This is a genomic window from Streptosporangium sp. NPDC023963 (genome assembly GCF_040639135.1).
GTDB lineage: Bacteria > Actinomycetota > Actinomycetes > Streptosporangiales > Streptosporangiaceae > Streptosporangium.
Genome location: NZ_JBEZZK010000009.1, coordinates 267,524 through 282,873, shown reverse-complemented (window position 1 = coordinate 282,873; position 15,350 = coordinate 267,524). Strand labels below are relative to the sequence as shown.

General features: G+C 71.2%; 15 protein-coding genes. 2 read left to right on the top strand and 13 right to left on the bottom strand.

The genetic code is table 11. The features are described from left to right. Positions 1 to 118 precede the first annotated feature (118 nt). The 12 genes from AB0F88_RS26650 to AB0F88_RS26595 all read right to left on the bottom strand — a co-directional run bounded on the left by AB0F88_RS26650 (position 119) and on the right by AB0F88_RS26595 (position 12,498). Complete coding sequence (locus AB0F88_RS26650; protein WP_362689473.1) at positions 119 to 1,399, bottom strand: ATP-grasp domain-containing protein; 1,281 nt, start codon at positions 1,397 to 1,399, stop codon at positions 119 to 121. Positions 1,400 to 1,437: 38 nt separating this feature from the next. Further along, positions 1,438 to 2,709 carry an ATP-grasp domain-containing protein gene (locus AB0F88_RS26645; protein ID WP_362689470.1) on the bottom strand — a complete coding sequence of 424 codons (1,272 nt, stop codon included), beginning with the start codon at positions 2,707 to 2,709 and terminating at the stop codon, positions 1,438 to 1,440. Further along, positions 2,709 to 3,866, bottom strand: a complete 1,158-nt coding sequence (locus AB0F88_RS26640; RefSeq protein ID WP_362689467.1) for a GNAT family N-acetyltransferase — start codon at positions 3,864 to 3,866, stop codon at positions 2,709 to 2,711. The genes AB0F88_RS26645 and AB0F88_RS26640 overlap by 1 nt, the downstream gene beginning before the upstream one ends. A gap of 7 nt (positions 3,867 to 3,873) precedes the next feature. Continuing rightward, complete coding sequence (locus AB0F88_RS26635; RefSeq protein ID WP_362689464.1) at positions 3,874 to 5,178, bottom strand: ATP-grasp domain-containing protein; 1,305 nt, start codon at positions 5,176 to 5,178, stop codon at positions 3,874 to 3,876. A gap of 65 nt (positions 5,179 to 5,243) precedes the next feature. Then, the gene (locus AB0F88_RS26630; RefSeq protein ID WP_362689461.1) at positions 5,244 to 5,591 is read right to left on the bottom strand and encodes a carboxymuconolactone decarboxylase family protein; all 348 of its coding nucleotides are present in this window, start codon (positions 5,589 to 5,591) and stop codon (positions 5,244 to 5,246) included. A 71-nt stretch (positions 5,592 to 5,662) separates the two neighbouring features. Further along, complete coding sequence (locus AB0F88_RS26625; protein ID WP_362689458.1) at positions 5,663 to 6,925, bottom strand: M28 family metallopeptidase; 1,263 nt, start codon at positions 6,923 to 6,925, stop codon at positions 5,663 to 5,665. Positions 6,926 to 6,991: 66 nt separating this feature from the next. Further along, positions 6,992 to 7,168, bottom strand: a complete 177-nt coding sequence (locus tag AB0F88_RS26620) for a hypothetical protein (RefSeq protein ID WP_362689455.1) — start codon at positions 7,166 to 7,168, stop codon at positions 6,992 to 6,994. A 133-nt stretch (positions 7,169 to 7,301) separates the two neighbouring features. Next, positions 7,302 to 8,339 (bottom strand): inorganic phosphate transporter, encoded by a 1,038-nt coding sequence (locus AB0F88_RS26615; RefSeq protein ID WP_362689452.1) that lies wholly within the window; start codon positions 8,337 to 8,339, stop codon positions 7,302 to 7,304. Beyond that, a complete protein-coding gene (locus tag AB0F88_RS26610) occupies positions 8,321 to 9,070 on the bottom strand; it encodes a hypothetical protein (protein ID WP_362689449.1) in 750 nt (249 codons plus the stop codon). The genes AB0F88_RS26615 and AB0F88_RS26610 overlap by 19 nt, the downstream gene beginning before the upstream one ends. Before the next feature lie 199 nt (positions 9,071 to 9,269). Continuing rightward, positions 9,270 to 10,811 (bottom strand): 2,3-bisphosphoglycerate-independent phosphoglycerate mutase, encoded by a 1,542-nt coding sequence (gpmI, locus tag AB0F88_RS26605; protein WP_362689446.1) that lies wholly within the window; start codon positions 10,809 to 10,811, stop codon positions 9,270 to 9,272. Then, on the bottom strand, positions 10,808 to 12,133 hold the full coding sequence (gene aroA / locus AB0F88_RS26600; RefSeq protein WP_362689443.1) for a 3-phosphoshikimate 1-carboxyvinyltransferase: 1,326 nt from the start codon (positions 12,131 to 12,133) through the stop codon (positions 10,808 to 10,810). The genes gpmI and aroA overlap by 4 nt, the downstream gene beginning before the upstream one ends. 95 nt (positions 12,134 to 12,228) lie before the next feature. After that, positions 12,229 to 12,498, bottom strand: coding sequence for a hypothetical protein (locus tag AB0F88_RS26595; RefSeq protein WP_362689440.1), 270 nt, complete (start codon positions 12,496 to 12,498; stop codon positions 12,229 to 12,231). 878 nt (positions 12,499 to 13,376) lie between these two features. Between AB0F88_RS26595 and AB0F88_RS26590 the strand changes: the two genes are divergently transcribed. Together AB0F88_RS26590 and AB0F88_RS26585 are read left to right on the top strand one after the other, a co-directional pair. Then, positions 13,377 to 14,339 (top strand): helix-turn-helix transcriptional regulator, encoded by a 963-nt coding sequence (locus AB0F88_RS26590; RefSeq protein ID WP_362689437.1) that lies wholly within the window; start codon positions 13,377 to 13,379, stop codon positions 14,337 to 14,339. Positions 14,340 to 14,535: 196 nt separating this feature from the next. Next, positions 14,536 to 14,892 (top strand): metalloregulator ArsR/SmtB family transcription factor, encoded by a 357-nt coding sequence (locus AB0F88_RS26585; RefSeq protein WP_362689434.1) that lies wholly within the window; start codon positions 14,536 to 14,538, stop codon positions 14,890 to 14,892. A 51-nt stretch (positions 14,893 to 14,943) separates the two neighbouring features. Here the strand turns inward: AB0F88_RS26585 and AB0F88_RS26580 are convergent, their stop codons facing one another. Next, complete coding sequence (locus AB0F88_RS26580; RefSeq protein WP_362689431.1) at positions 14,944 to 15,327, bottom strand: metalloregulator ArsR/SmtB family transcription factor; 384 nt, start codon at positions 15,325 to 15,327, stop codon at positions 14,944 to 14,946. Between the last annotated feature and the right edge of the window lie 23 nt (positions 15,328 to 15,350).

Sequence of the window (15,350 nt, the reverse complement as noted above, 5' to 3'; positions counted from 1 at the left end):
GCCGATCATGTCTTCTGCCATGACATCCTCCCGACTGATTTGATAATTCCAAGATTATCGAATCAGATCGCCTGTGCCCAGTCAAGGGACCGTCGCGCCCCTGCCGGGCCGGTGGTCGTCAGCAGCAGGAGGTGTGTGGCTTGTCGACCTGCTTTTCGGCGTTCTCCAGTGGCTCGACCCGCAGGTCCAGCTGTTTCATGATTCGTTCGTGGTCGCGGGCGACCTCCTCGCGGCTGGTGCCGGCCACCACGATGCGGCCGAAGGTCCCGCCGCGCGGATGGTTGATCGCCAGGACCGCCTCCCCCGGCCTGACGTCGATCTCGATCACCGGCGCCACCGGGGACTCCAGGCCCTCGACCGCGCGCAGGGCCTGCGGCCGGTACCACAGCGTCCCCTCCTGCTCGAAGACGATGCTGTGGTACATCCCGATGGCGGCCTTGGGGGGGTCGGGCTGGATGTGCCGGCCCAGGGCGGCCTCCACCGCCGCGAGCGTCAGCTCGTAACCGGTGGTCGCTGCGATCAGTGCGACGCCCTGGCCTCCGGAGACCCGCGGGTTGACCTCGACGACCTTCGGCCCGTCGTCGGTGAGGATGAACTGCAGCAGCGCCACCCAGTTGTCGAGCCCGAGGGCGGCCAGGACCCGTTCGCTGAGCTCGCCGAGCCGGGCCTGCTCCCCCTCGGCCAGGGCGCTGGGGAACCAGCCTCCCAGCTTGACGAATTTCGGCGGCGGCCCGACCTCGCCGGTGAACACGTACAAGATCTCCGTCCGGCCGCCCGCGCGGGCGGCGAACACGCCGATCTCGGGACCGACGAGGTACTCCTCGACGAGCGCGCTGTCGCGGCCGCCGTCCAGGATGTCGCTCACGGCCGCGAACACCTCGTCGGCGTCGGCGCAGTGCATGAGCCCGGCGGCGCTGGAGGCGTCCCGGGGTTTGACGATGACGGGCAGGCCGATCTCCTTGGCGGCGATCACCCCCTCCTCGGCGCCGCGGACGACGCGGTGGCGTGTCACGGCGATGCCGGCCTCGGCCAGGCAGCGGTGGGTGGCCGCCTTGTCGTTGCAGTTCCAGGCGGCCTGGCTGGTGATGCCGGTGCTCAGTCCCAGCCGCTCGCCCAGCATGCCGGCCAGCGGGACGAGGCGGTCGATCTGGCTGACCACCGCGGTGAACGGCCGCAGGGCGTGCACGCGCCGGACCTCGGCCAAGACCCCCTCCCAGTCGTCGAAGTCGACCTCGATCGGGATGTCGGCCGCCGCGAGGAGGTCGAAGGGGATGGCCTCGTCGGCGAAGCCCACCTCGTATCCGGTGCGCTCCTTGAGCATCGTGACGGTGCGCCGGCCGCCCAGGACGAGTACTCGTGTCCTGTCGCCCGGCGCGTGCGGTCCTGCGTTGTCTGACACGTGGAGGTCACCGTCCTCATATGGGGTGTCTCATGGGTCTAGGTCGTGGCCTGGTCGATGTGTGGCCGGAGGGTGTCGAGGATGCGCCGGTAGGCGGGCTCCAGCCGGGCCTCGGTGTCGGCGTAGACGACGACGCGCCCGTAGGTGCCGCCGTCGGGGTGGTCCAGGGCCAGCACCGCTTCCCCGGGGTCGACGTCCATGCTGACCACCGGCGAGGGGGCCTGCTGTCGCGCGTCGGTGAGCGCCCGCGGGTCGTAGGCGACGCGTCCGGAGGCCTCGAAGGTGACGCAGCGGTAGCGGGCGTAGCGGGCCGTCGGCGCCCGGCGGGTGACGGGCCGGCCCAGTGCCACCTCCGCCGCGGCCCGGACCATGTCCACGCCGCAGACCGCCTCGGTGATCGCGCACAGCAGCCCGCCGGGAGGACGGGCGCCGACGTTGACGACCATCGGGCCCGCAGGGCCCAGCCGGACCTGGGTGTGGGCGATCCCGTCGTCGAAGCCGAGCGCGCGCAGGGCCTTCGCGACGAAGCGGCCCAGGTCGTGTTCGCCGCGCTCGCCCAGCCCGCTGGGGAAGTCGTAGCCGACCTCCAGCGGCCGCGGCCCGGGTGCGGTGTGCTGGGAAAGGATACTGATCACCTCGGTGACACCGCCTGCGGTGACGCTCTGCACCGCGTATTCCGGCCCGTCGACGTACTCCTCGACGAGAAGGTTGGGGGAGCTCTCCTCGCGCAGTGCCGTGACCGCCTCGGCGACCTCGTCCGGGTCGCGGCACAGCCGGGTGCCCCGGCCCGCCGCCGCGGTGATCTTCTTGAGCAGCACCGGGTGGCCGATCCGCCGGGCGGCGGCGTGGGCTTCGCCCTCGTCGGCGACGACGGCGTAGGCCGGTCCCGGAATGTCCGCGGCCTGCAGGGCCAGGCGCATGCGGAGCTTGTCGTGGCAGTTCAGCGCCGCTGCCAGGGCCAGCCCGGTCACGTCCAGGCGGGCGGCGAGGAAGCTGGCCAGGGGAAGGTGTGCATCGTAGACGCTCAGCACGGCCTCGACGGGGTGGGTCGCGTGCAGCCGTCGCAGCGCGGCCTCGGCCGTCGTCCAGTCGTCGAGGTCGAGGTCCATCGGCACGTCGACGACGCAGGCGAGGTCGAGGGGGGTGGGGTCGCCGAGCAGCACCGTGCGTACGTCCAGCTGCGCCAGTACCTGCACGACGCGGCGGCCCGACACGCACACGACGCTCGGCCGGCCCTCATCGGCCCGCCCGGGCATCTGCTCGGGCACCGGCACGGGTGCCGGCGTCGGTCCTGAAATCAGCTCTGACATCAGCAGCACCTGCTCGCCACGCCGAGTTCGTGCGCCGAGGCCTGGCTGCGGGCTTCTACCTGCCGGCACCAGGCGTGCAGGAGCGCGTCGCGGCCGCGGTCGGCCGTCTTCAGGGCGAGGAAGAGGGGGGTGCCCGCCGCGCCGTAGCGGCGTTTGACCACCCCGTTGCCCCGGCCGAAGTTGAGCACGCGGGTATCGGTGGTGATCGCCACTTCGACGCTGTGGGCGATCATCGCGTGGTAGGGCTCGAAGACGGGGTAGCGGCCGGTCTGCAGGCCCGCGATCCACAGCGCCCACTCCCCGCCGAACTGCCATCCGACGAACACGGCCACCACCTCGCCCCGCTCGTCGGTGGCGGTGATCGTTCTCTCGTAAGGCCGCAGGTGATGGGCCATAGCCCGCAGGTAGTGCTCGGGCAGCACGTCGGCGGGCATGTCGTGCTCGCGCAGCACGGCGTGCGCGAGCCGGACCATCGTGGTGGCGTCCGGCTTGGCCTCGCCGATGACCAGGCCGTCGCCGCCTTGGCGCTGTTCGCGCCGCAGCCGACGCCGGCGGCGTCCGGGCAGGGTTTCCCAGTGCTGCTCGGGGCTGGTGTGGGTGGTGTCGAGCCGGTAGGTGGTGGTCATGTGCGCGGCGGCGTAGCCCTGTCCCAGCAGCCACCCGGTCAGGTCGTCGGCCGGGGCGTTGGCGATGCCCCACGCCCACGCCCCCAGCGCGGCGGCCGCGCGTTCCAGGCCGGTGACCAGGGCGTGCGCGGCGGGCCGGTGGCCGGGCAGCGCCAGCGGGCCACCGCGCAGCCCGGCGAGGCTGTGCGCGAGCAGGATGGGGCCGTCCCGGTGCAGGACGATCGGCGCGCCGAGGGTGAAGGCGTATTCCAGGCGCGGGCAGTGGTGGACCAGGTAGGCCGGGCAGACGCCTGCCAGTTCCTCTCCGTCGTAGGCGAGCAGGTGGGCGGGCTCGAAAACGCCGGGGGGTGCCTCCTCGAAGGCGGCCAGCCACTCCCAGGCGTAGAAGATCGCGCCGCCGCAGCGGTTCACCACGTCGTTCCAGGCGTCGCGGTCGATACCGGCCACGCCGCGGGCGAGTTCCACCCGGTAGCGGCCGGTTGGTCCGCCGAGCACCTGGGCGTCCATCAGCGTCGTCGTACGACTGCCCACGCTCACCTCAGCAACACGACTTGAATTCACGGCTGTCCGACTCCTTCTGCCAGGCCAGGCCCTCAAGCCGGCTCACCCGCAGTCCGAGCGCCTGCCTGATGGCGCCGACGCCGTCGGCGACCTCGGTGGCCGAGTGCCCGAAGACCACGATCCGGCCGTACACCCCGCCTTCGGGGTGGTCGGCCGGCAGTACCGGTTCGCCCGGCGCGACCTCGATCTCGACGATCGGCGGCAGGGCCCGCGCCTGGTCCGAGACGTCGATGCCGGTGCGGTAGGTCACGAAGCCGGGTTCGTCGAAGACGACGCTGCTGTACAGGGCGTGGGTGGCGCGCGGCCGGTCGGCGGTGACGGCGATCCCGAGGGCGAGCTGGGAGACCGCCTTGGTCATGTCGACGCCGCAGACGGCGTCGGTCATCTCCACCAGCCGGCCGCCCGGGCGGCGGGCGTTGACCTCCACGACGCGAAACCCGTCCGGTCCGCGGCGGACCTGGGTGTGGCTGATCCAGTCGGTCACTCCCAGGGCGCCCAGCGCCGAGGCGACGAGGTCGCCCAGCGCCGCCTCGTCGCTCTCGCCGAGCCCGCTGGGGTGCTCGTAGCCGATCTCCACGAACACCGGTGGCTCGGTCATGTGCTGGCGGAAGATGCTCAGCAGCCGGGTGCGGCCGTGCTGGGTGAGGGTCTGCACGGCGTACTCGGGTCCGTCGACGTACTCCTCGACCAGGATTCCCGTCCGGGTTCCCGATCCGGGGTCGGCCAGCACGGCTGACGCCGCCCGGTGCACCTCCTGCGGGGTGAGGCATCGCCGGACGCCGAAGGCGCCGGCTCCGTCGCGGGGTTTGACGACCACCGGCAGGCCGATGTCGCGGGCGATGCGTACGGCGTCGTCGGCGTCGCCGGCCAGGCCGAAGCCGGGCACGGCGATGCCCGCCTCGTGCAGCCGGTTGCGGGTGCGCCATTTGTCGTGGCAGTTCCACGCGGCCTCAAGGCTCAGCCCCGGCCGGTCGGCGAGCAGCCGGCCGGCCAGGTGGGCCATCAGCGGGATGCGGGGCTCCACGTGCGTCAGGACGGCCGCGGGGGCGAGCCCGCCGAGCTGGTCGTGGACCACTTTGAGCACCAGGTCCCAATCGTCGACGTCCACGTCGACCGGCACGTCGGCCCACGGCATGCAGTGCAGCGGCACGCGCCGGTCCAGGTGCAGGATGCGGTAGCCCAGGTGGTGCAAGACGGTGAACTCCCGCTGGGCCCGGCCGCCGATGAGGACGACGGTGTCCGTCGAAACAGTGCCCGCCGGGGTCGTGCCGTCGCCTGTCATCGGCGCTCCGTTCTGTGACTGGGCGCCGCTCGCTGTGCGATGCGGCCGTGGTCGGTGTGTGCTGGTCAGCAGCAGGTGTTGGCCTTCTTGGCGGGCGCGGCCGCGGCCTGGGCGGGGCGCTGCAGGGCATCGAGTTTCAGCACCTCGACGATGCCGGCGACCTGGCCGATCTCCTCGTTTCCCAGGCCGATCTGCTTGGCGGCGGCCAGGAAGGAGCGCACCGTCTCCTCCCGGCCCAGCAGCAGGGCGGCGGCCAGCGCCACCGCGGCCCGTGCCTTGGGATCGAGGGCTCCGCCGTTGAAGACGGCGTTGAAGAAACTCTGGTAGCTGTCGGAGAAGCTGGCGTGGCTGTCTCTGACCTCGGGGGCCAGTTGGATGAGCTGGCTGGAAATGCTGGGCGCCGCGGTCGCCATCGGTACTCCTTGGGGTGTCGATTTCAGGTGGTGTCGGCGTCGCGTCCCGGGCCGGGGCGGTCCGGGAGGCTTCAGGTGCCGTGGTGCGGGGGTGGGTCGAGTGCCAGGAGGGCGGCGCTGACCAGCAGCAGGCGGCCCGCCCGGCGCAGTGCGCCCGGTTCGATGCGGTCGGGGGCATCCAGCGGCGAGTGGTAGTGGGCCGCTCCCAGGCCGAGCCCCGCCACGGCCAGTCCGGCCGCGGCGTAGCGGCGGTTGTCGGAGACCACCGGCGCGAGCGCCAGCGGGACCGCCAGCGCGCGCCCGGCGCGGTCGAGGACGTCTTCGATGAGCCGGCTGCCGGGTCCCAGGTCGACCGCGACCGCGCCGTTGAACTTCCCGGCCATGTCGAGGTTGACGACGTCGGGCCGGAGTCCGGCCGCGAGCAGTTCTTCGGCGTGCCGCCGAGACCCCTGGGAGCCCGCCTCCTCGGCGTCGAGGGCGGCGAACATCAGGGGCCGGGCGGGCCTGAAGCGGTGTGCGGTGAGCGTGCGCGCGACCTCCAGTAGCACGGCGGTTCCGCTGGCGTTGTCACCGGCGCAGGGAAAGCGCCGGTCGGGGTCGTCGCCGACGCCGTCGTAGTGGGCGCTGAGCAGGACCGGCCGGGCCGCCAGGGCCGGGTCGGCGCCCGGCAGCAGGGCCAGGACGTTGGTGGCGGTGACGGTTTCGCGGCGCAGCGGCACCAGTGCCCGTACCGTGCTCGCGTCCCCGCCGGCCAGCAGGTCGGCCAGCAGGTCGGCCCGGACGGCGATCACCGGCACCTCCACCGGAACACCGGTCACCCGCTTGGTCAGGAACCCCGACCCGTCGGGCAACTGGGCGACGAGCAGGCCGACCCCGCCGCCGCGGCGGACCGCGGCGGCGAGCCGGGCGAGGTCTCCCGCGCGGGGGGCACCTTCCAGGGCGGTCCAGGCGCCGGGGCGGGGGGTGCCGTCCCAGCGCGCGACCCGTCCCTCGACGGCCTCGTCCATCGGGGCCGAGCGGGGGTGGGCGGCGTAGTCGCGCCGGTGCTCCAGCCGCCTGGACGAGACAGGGCCGTCGACGGTGAGCACCGGCGGGGCGCCCAGCCGGAGCACCCCCGGCACCGGGAAGGTGCGCCGGGTCGTCTCCAGCCCGAGGGCACCGAACGCGCCGATGAGCAACTCGGTGGCCCGATCGTGTCCCGGGGTGCCGACGGCGCGGCCGGTGAGCTCGGGCGCGCACAGTGCCCGCAGGGTCGCCATGGCCCGTGACTCCTCGAAGGCGTCGGCCGGCGCGCCGAGGCGCTCGTCGAGCTGTGGCCGGGCGGTCGTGGCCATCGGGGTGCGGACCTTTCCTCGTGCCGCCGGGGCGGCCGGATGCGACGGGCCTGTGCGAAAAGGGCGCTACCCTCCGCAGCAGCCGCTGCCGGTGTCGTCCGAGTCCAGGTCGATGAGTTCCAGCTCGGCCGGGCCCGACGCCGGCTCGCCGCAACATCCCGACGCCACCGCGGTCGCCTCCGGGGCGGGGGCGGCGATGAATCCGCCGGCCACGGTGGTGTCCTCGTCCTGTCGCGTCTGCATAACCGGTCCTCTCGATCGATTTTGATTTGAAGAATTCTTAATTAGGAGATCATCGAATCATGGGTGGTGTCAATGCGTTCGGCGCAGGCAGTCCTCACCGCGGGGCCGCCGGGTCACCCCGGCGGCCCGAGCCTCAGGAAAGCAGCAGGTACGCGCCGGCGGCGACGGCCGCGCCGACCGGCGGGGTGCAGAGCCAGGCGATCAGCAGATCGCGGACGGTCTTCTTGTTGAGCCGGGACAAATCGTTGGCCGCGATGCCGGAGATGGCACCGGCCGAGACCTGGGTGGTGGACATCGGCAGGCCCAGGGTGGCGCCCAGCCCGACGAGACTCGCGGTGGTCAGGTTCGCGGTGAACCCCTCCACATGCGGGATCTTGATGACGGAGTAGGCGAGACGGTCGGCGATACGCGACCCGGCCAGCAGACCGCCGAGCGCCATGGCGACGGTGACGGCCAGCAGCAAGGTGGTGGTCGTCATCCCGCCGATCATCGCGAAAGAGCCGATCGCCACGATCTTGGGAGCGTCGTTGAGGCCACGGGCGAAGCTGGCGAGCCCGCTGGTCATCCAGTGGCCGATCCCGATCGCCTTCTGCGCCCTGGTCAGCTCCGCCTCCACCCGCGCGGGAGCGGTGGCGGTCAGGATCGCCGAGGTGCCGGCGGGCGGCGGCTCGGCGACGGCCTTCCTCCTGGCGGCCCTGGCGACGACCCTGCGGGTGATGACCCCGAGCACCGCCGAGATCGCGTACGCCACCAGGATGCTGAGCAGCAGCGGCTGCACGACCTTGGCCAGCAGCCCGTTCCACTGGACGGCATCGGCCGCGAACAGGCTGCCGGCCCCCAGCAACGACCCGACCAGGGCGTGGGTTGTCGAGACCGGCAGCTTCAAGACGGTGGCCAGCACGACCCAGAACACCGTGCCGATCAACACCGCGGCGGCGAACTCCGCGGTCGGGGCGGCCGCGACGATGCCCTTGGAGAACAGGGCGGTCATCTTCGAGGCGAGGCTGAGCGACACCAGGCAGCCCACGGCCGTGGTGACGGTTCCCCACACGATGGCGGTACGGATCTTGGTGACGCCCGCGCCGGCGAGCGTGGCGACGCCCTTGGGGACGTCATTGGCGCCGTTCGCCGCGGCGAGCGCCACGACGAGGATCAGGACGAGGACTTCCATGGGGCAGCAGCCTCCAGCGGTGGGGTGAGGGGGGGCGTGAGGGTCGTGGCGTGCCGGATCGCGGCGTCGACGAACGCCTCGATGAGGGGGTGGACCGAGGCGGGCGTCGAGGACAGCTCGGGCTGGAAGAGGGTGCCGATGAAGAACGGGTGGTCGGCGAGCTCGACGGCCCGGGGCGCCTTTTCTGCGTCCCAGCCGCTGATCACCAGGGAACTGCGCTCGATGAGGCCGACGTAGTCGGGGTTGAGGCCGTACTTGCAGTGGAAGGTCTCGACCGTCTGGTCGGCGTGGGCGTAGACCGACGCCAGGCGGCTGCCGTCGCCCAGCAGAAGCGGGGCCTCCTCCCCCGCCAGCGAGCAGCACAGAGCGGTGATCAGGGGGGTGCCGGCGTCGGGGTCGTACTGCACGTCGTCGGCGTGCGGCAGGCCCAGCACGTTGCGCGCGTACTCGATCAGGGCGTGCTGGAACCCGCCGCACGTGCCCAGGTAGGGGATGCCACTCTCCCGGGCCAGCCGGATCGCCAGCAGCACCCCTTCCTTGGAGGCGTACGGCGAGCCGGGAATCACCCAGATGCCCGCGTACCCGGCCAGGGTCTCGGCACCGGTGACGGTCAGGGTGGGCACCCAGTCGACCTCGACCCCCAGGTGCGGGATGAGGGCCTGCAGGCGCGGGTGGGCCGGCACCGTGGAGCTGCGGTCTCCGATCAGTGCGATCCGCGGACGCTCGGTCATTGCGTGTTCTCCTCGTGAATGCCGGCGAAACAGCCGGTCCAAACGAAACCGTGCGATTCCAGACGGCAGACCACCTCGTCCGTGCCTGCCTGCGTGCTCACCGCGCCGTACAGGAACAGCAGCGGCCGCGCCCGAGGACCCCTGGCCGCCAGGTGGCCGGCGGGGGTGGACGTTCGGGGCCGATCCGGCGCGTGCGCGCTCACAGCAGCGGCCTTCCCGTCATGACCGCACCGGGCGAACGGCCCAGCAGGGCCAGCACGGTGGGCGCGACGTCGGCGAGCGTGCCGCCGGCGGGCGCTTTTCGCGCCGCCGGCCCGCCGGGCGCCGCCACCACGACGAACGGCACCGGGTTGGTGGTGTGCCCTCCGTAGGGTCGCGGGCCGCCGTCGGCACCGGGCCGCAGCATCTGCTCGGCGTTGCCGTGATCACCCACCAGCAGCACCCATCGCCCGCTCCGGCGGGCCGCCGCGCAGATGGCCTCGACCGCCTCGTCGGTGTGCTCGGCCGCGGCCACGGTGGCCTCGGCGTCGCCGGTGTGCCCGACCACGTCGATGTTGGCGAGGTTGGCCACGACCAGCGCGACGTCGGCACGGCCGGCGGCCTCGGCCACCGCCGCCACCACGCGCGGCAGGTTCATCGCCGGGGCCGACCGGTAGTCCGGCGGGCCCTCGGCGGCGATCCTCACCTGCTCCTCACCCTCGCGGACCCGGGCGTCACGGCCGTTGAGGTAGTAGGTGACGTGCTCGAACTTCTCGCTCTCGGCGATGCGCACCGAGCGCAATCCGTGACGCTCCAGCTCGTCGGCGAGCCCCCCGGAGGCGTCCGCGCGATCCACCAGCGGCGCGATCGCGGCCCGGGTGTCGTAGCGGGCCAGGCTCAGCACCGTGACAGCGCGCGACTCCAGATGCGTCACCAGGTAGTCGGCGAGCTGCTGGATGCGGTCGCTGCGGAAGTTGGTGAACAGCACCGCGTCGCCGTCGCCCATCGCCGCCAGCGGCGCCCCTGCGGCGTCGACGACCACGCTCGGCCGGACCCACACATCACCCGGCTCCGGACCCTCCAGCGCCTCGCGCGGGTGCGCCACGCCGATTCCGGTCCCGTCGGCCATCGCGAGCGCGGCCGCGCGGGTGAGCTCCAGATCTCCGCTCTTGTCCAGCGCGTAGCCGCGCCCGACCACGCTCGCCACCCGGCCGGCGCCCGCCTCGGCGGCGAGTTTCTCGACCCGTTCCAGGTAGGCGGCCGCGGTGCCGTCGGCGACGTCGCGGCCATCGGTGATCGCGTGGATCCACACCGCGCCCACCCCCTCCACGGCCGCGATCCTCAGCAGCTCGCGCAGGTGGTCGACGTGGGCGTGGATCTGGCCGTCAGAGCACAGGCCGATCAGGTGCAGGGCCCGCCCGCTCGCGGCGAGCCGCGCACAGGTCTCCTTCAGCAACGCGTTGGCCGCCAGCGCCCCGCTGTCGATCTCCTGCTGCACCAGCAGGCTGTCGTAGGGCAGCGGCCGCCCGGCGCCGATCACCATGTGCCCGATCTCGGAGTTGCCGACCGTTCCCGCCGGCAACCCGACCGCCTCACCGGAGGCCTGGAGCAACGTCGCCCCCGGGCCCGAGGTCAGCGCGTCCAGGTACGGCGTCGAGGCCCGGCTGAGCGCGTTGCCCGGCGCGGGCGGCGCGTACCCCCACCCGTCCAGCACCAGCACGACGCCTCCGGCGCCTCCCGAACCGTCTGGGACCGGGCTCATCGGGTCGACACCCCGTCGGGGTAGAGGGTGTCGAGGGTCTGCCAGAACGTCGGGAACGACTTGGCGACGCAGCCGGGTTCGCGGATCACCACCCCCTCGGTGCGCAGGCCCGCGATGGCGAAGCACATCGCGATCCGGTGGTCGTCGTAGGTGTCGATGACCGCCCCGGTCGGCGTGCCGCCGGTGATGGTCATCGCGTCCGGATACTCCTCGACCGAGATGCCCATCTTGCGGAGTTCGGTGGTCACCGCCGCGATCCGGTCGCACTCCTTGACCCGCAGGCTGGCGATGTTGCTGATGTGGGTGCGGCCCTCGGCGAAGGCCGCCACGACCGCCAGCGTGGGCACCACATCGGGCATGCTGTCCATGTCGACCTCGACGCCGCGCAGCTCGCCGCCCTTGAGCGTGATCGCGCCGTCGTCGAAGGAGGCGGTGCAGCCCATCCGCGTCAGCACCTCGACCAGGCCGACGTCCCCCTGGTGGGAGTCCGGGCCGATGCCCGGGATCGTGACCCGACCGCCGAGCACCGCCGCCGCGGCCAGAAGATAGGACATGCCGGAGGCGTCCGGTTCCACGGTGACCGGGCCGCCGCGGAAACTCTGCCCGGCGGTGACGGTGAAGCGGGTGTACCCGTCCCGCTTGACCTGCACGCCCATCTCCGCCAGCGCGGCGACGGTCATATCGACGTACGGCTTGGAGATCAGATCGTCGACGACGGTGATCTCCACATCGCTTTCGGCCGCCACCGCGTTGATCAGCAGACTGGAGGTGAACTGGCTGCTCACCGCCCCGCTGATCCGGGTGGCGCCGCCCCGAAACGACTTCCCGACGACCCTGATCGGCGGCGAGCCGTTGTCGCGGACGCTGACCGCCTCCACACCGAGCGCGGGCAGCGCGGCCAGCAGGTCACCCATGGGCCGCTCCTGCATCCGCGCGTTACCGGTGATCGTGGTCACCCCGGACGCGTGAGCGGCCATGGAGATCAGGAAGCGCAAGGGGGTTCCCGCGCCGCCCATGAAGATCTCCTCCCGTGGGGCCCTCATCGGCTCACCGGTGGGGGTGACGTGGATGCGCCCCCGCCGCTCGTCGATGTCGACGCGTACGTGGCCCAGAGCCTCGATCCCGCGGGAGAAGTACACGGTGTCGTCGGAGACCAGGGCGTTGTCCAGGGTCGTCTCCCGACCCGACAACGACGCGATCGCCAGATAGCGGTTGGTGTAGCTCTTGGAGCCGAGCACCTTCACCTCGGCGTCGACGGCGGCCAGCGGCCGCACGGTCAGTTCGGCCGCCTGGCGGCGGGGATCGGGAGCAGGTGAGGTCATCGCGTGTCTCCTTGAAGGAAATGCCGGTGCGTCCTGACACCGGTCAGCGGCATGACGGACGGGCGGCCCGGCCAGGAGGGCCACCTCGACCACGACTACCTGTGCAGCACCCAGCCGCGAAGAGCCGGGGAGTTGTCCAGCGCCCGGCGGCAGATGCGCACGGCGGCGGCGTCGGCCCGCTCCGGATCCGGGCTCCGATGAAAGAAGGTCAGGTCGATCCGCTCCGGCACGGCCCGCGAGTGAAGGTGTTCCAAATCGTCGGCCGGGACGGCCGCGGCCCACAGGATGTCGGTCACCAGAGGTGACGCGATCTGGCGTCGAGCGGCCGCGGCGGTCGCGGTCAGCGTCACCGTGGCCACGTACACGGGGTGTTCTTCGGTGTCCCGGCGATGAATGTCAACCGGCGCCGAACATCGAAGCAGTCGGGCACGTTCTCCCACCATCGAGGCGGCGAGAAGGTGAAATCGGATTCCAATGGTCACTTCCGGCAGGGACCGCTACATTCCCCACGACGGTTTCGCGGCGCACCTGGTTGAATGCGCCGAACGAGAAAGCACGGAACGCAAGGCCGGCGGCTCGCGCAAGGATCATTGCTTCCCCCCGGACCGGTCGATGTACGAACCACTTACGGTCGGCAACTTCGGGTCCATCCCGTTTCAACCACCTTCGCTGCCGCTCGCCACCACTGTCATGTTCACCAACCATTCAGGAAAGTGGTCAAGCCAGGCAGCAAGATGCCCGGCAACATGGTGCCAGTGCGGCGGAGATCGCCTTGGCCACGCCATCGGGACCGTCGGGCACCCCATGGCCAGCACATCTCGCACCCCGCAGTGACGCCGGCCCCGTCCTCGGCCAACGCCGACGAACACGCACCACAGCCGACCGAGACGGCAACGAGCCGCACGCCGAGCCCGTTATCAGAGCGCCTGTCAAGCCTTTGTCCGGTAATAGTTCTAAACCACGAGCGAAAACCAGGAATGAGGGTCTCCGTCATTTTTCCGATACGGGCACTTACCGGCGACCGACCGTCACCCCACAAGTTCACATCGCAAACCCCAGAGGGCGCCCCGCGGCAATTACCCAGTTCAGACCGTTGCGACGCGGAAGACACCTTCGGCAGCCCAGGTGACATGACAGCCACTCATACCGACCATTTGACATGGACAGTTGAAGTTTCGTGCTATTTAATGATCTCGACCACCATAGGGGGGCTTGGGGGGACACTGTGCTTCAGGAATGGGGCTTGGACAACCATGCGGACTCCATCTACCGTCTGGTACTGACCCAGAAGGAATGGGGCATCTCGGAGATCGCCGCGAAGCTCGGGATCCCCGAGACACACGTGCGAAGCACCATCGACAGACTGGTGGACCTCTCCCTCCTGCGCCGCTCGTCCGGAGCGCTGCGGCCCGGCAGCCCGAGCGTCGCCTTCCACTCCCTGCTCCAACGCCAGCGAACAGATCTGCTGCGCCGCCAGGAGGAGTTCGTCGCGGCGGAACACGCGGTCAACCGCTTGATCGACGAGTACAGCGAACTGTGCGCGGTCGGCGCCCGCGACGAATGCGACCGCCTGGAAAGCGTCGAGGCCGTCCGGGCCCGCATCGAGACGCTGGCCCGCTGGGCGAGTTCGGAATGCCTGTCCTTCATGCCCGGCGGCGCCCAGTCATCGGAAAGCCTGGAGGCCAGCAGGCCGCTGGACGACATGCTGCTGGAACGGGGGGTGGACGTCCGCACGGTCTACCTCGACAGCGCCTGCAACGACGCCTCAACACTCACCTACGCGCGCTGGCTGACCGAGCGCGGAGGAAAGGTCCGCACCGCGCCGACCCTGCCGCTGCGAATGGTGATCTTCGACCGTGGGCTGGCACTGGTCCCGCTCGACCCCCAGCACAGCGGCAAAGGCGCCGTGGAAATCTGCGGCGAGGGGATCATCACAGCGCTCATCGCGCTGTTCGAGCAGGTCTGGGCCTCGGCCACCCCCTTCGGCACTGTCCGAAACCGCTGCCAGGACGACATCACCCGACAGGAGCAGGAACTGCTCCGGCTTCTGGCCCAAGGCCTCACCGACGAGGCCGCGAGCAAGAAGCTGGGCATCGGACTACGCACCCACCGCCGCATGGTCGCCGACCTGATGGACCGGCTCGGCGCGCGAAGCCGCTTCGAAGCCGGCGTGAAGGCCACCGAGAAGGGCTGGCTCGTGTGCTGACCCGACCCCACGGCGGTCTCCCGCCGCTGCCCGGCCGGCTCCCGCGGTCCTCCGGCCGGCGCCTTCGCCGGACATGGCCCCCGCTCTCGCGACCGCGCCTCCCGCCCCCTACGCAGCGGCGATACAACGAGGACACGACTGGTCACATCGACACATCGTCATTGCAATCCGTATAGAAGCCTGTCAATATAGGCATATGTCGAAACAGGCGTGCCCGCGGATGGACATCTGCTGCTCGCCTCTGGCGGCGGCGCCCATAGACGTCGACCAGGCGGCAGAGGTCGCGACCGCCTTCAAAGCCCTGTCCGACCCGGTGCGGGTGCGACTGCTGTCACTGATCGCCTCCCACCCCGGCGGCGAAGCCTACGTGAACAACCTCATCGCGGCGTTCGACCTGACCGGCCCCACGATCTCCCACCATCTCAGGGTGCTGCGGCAGGCCGGGCTCATCGGCTGCGAACGGCGCGGGACCTGGGTCTTCTACTGGGTGGTGCCCGCCGCCCTGGAACGGCTGAGCGAGGTGCTCACCGTACCGGCCAAGACGACCCCCTGACCCCCGTCACGTCGGCCACCGGCACGTCGGCCACCGGCACGCGACGCCCGATCACCGCGCGGGCAGCGCCATGTCCGAGGCGGCCAGCAGCGCCGAGAGCTGGTACATGCGCTCACGCACCGGCCGGTAGTACACCCAGGTGCCACGCCGCTCGTGATCCACCAGCCCGGCCTCGCGCAGCAGTTTCAGGTGGTAGGAGATCGTCGGAGCCGCCACGTCGAACAGATCGGTCAGATCGCACACGCACACCTCGCCGTCGGGGTGAGCGGAGATCAGCGACAGCAGCCGCAGCCGCACCGGATCCCCCAGCGCCTTGAACATCTTGGCCATGTCGGCGGCGTGCGCGGGATCCAGCGGCACAGCCTCCAGCGGAGCGCAGCACCCCTGCGACGGCGAGACAGCCGTCGACCCTGACGTCGCTCCAACCTTAGACATGTCTCTATATTGACATCCGTCTA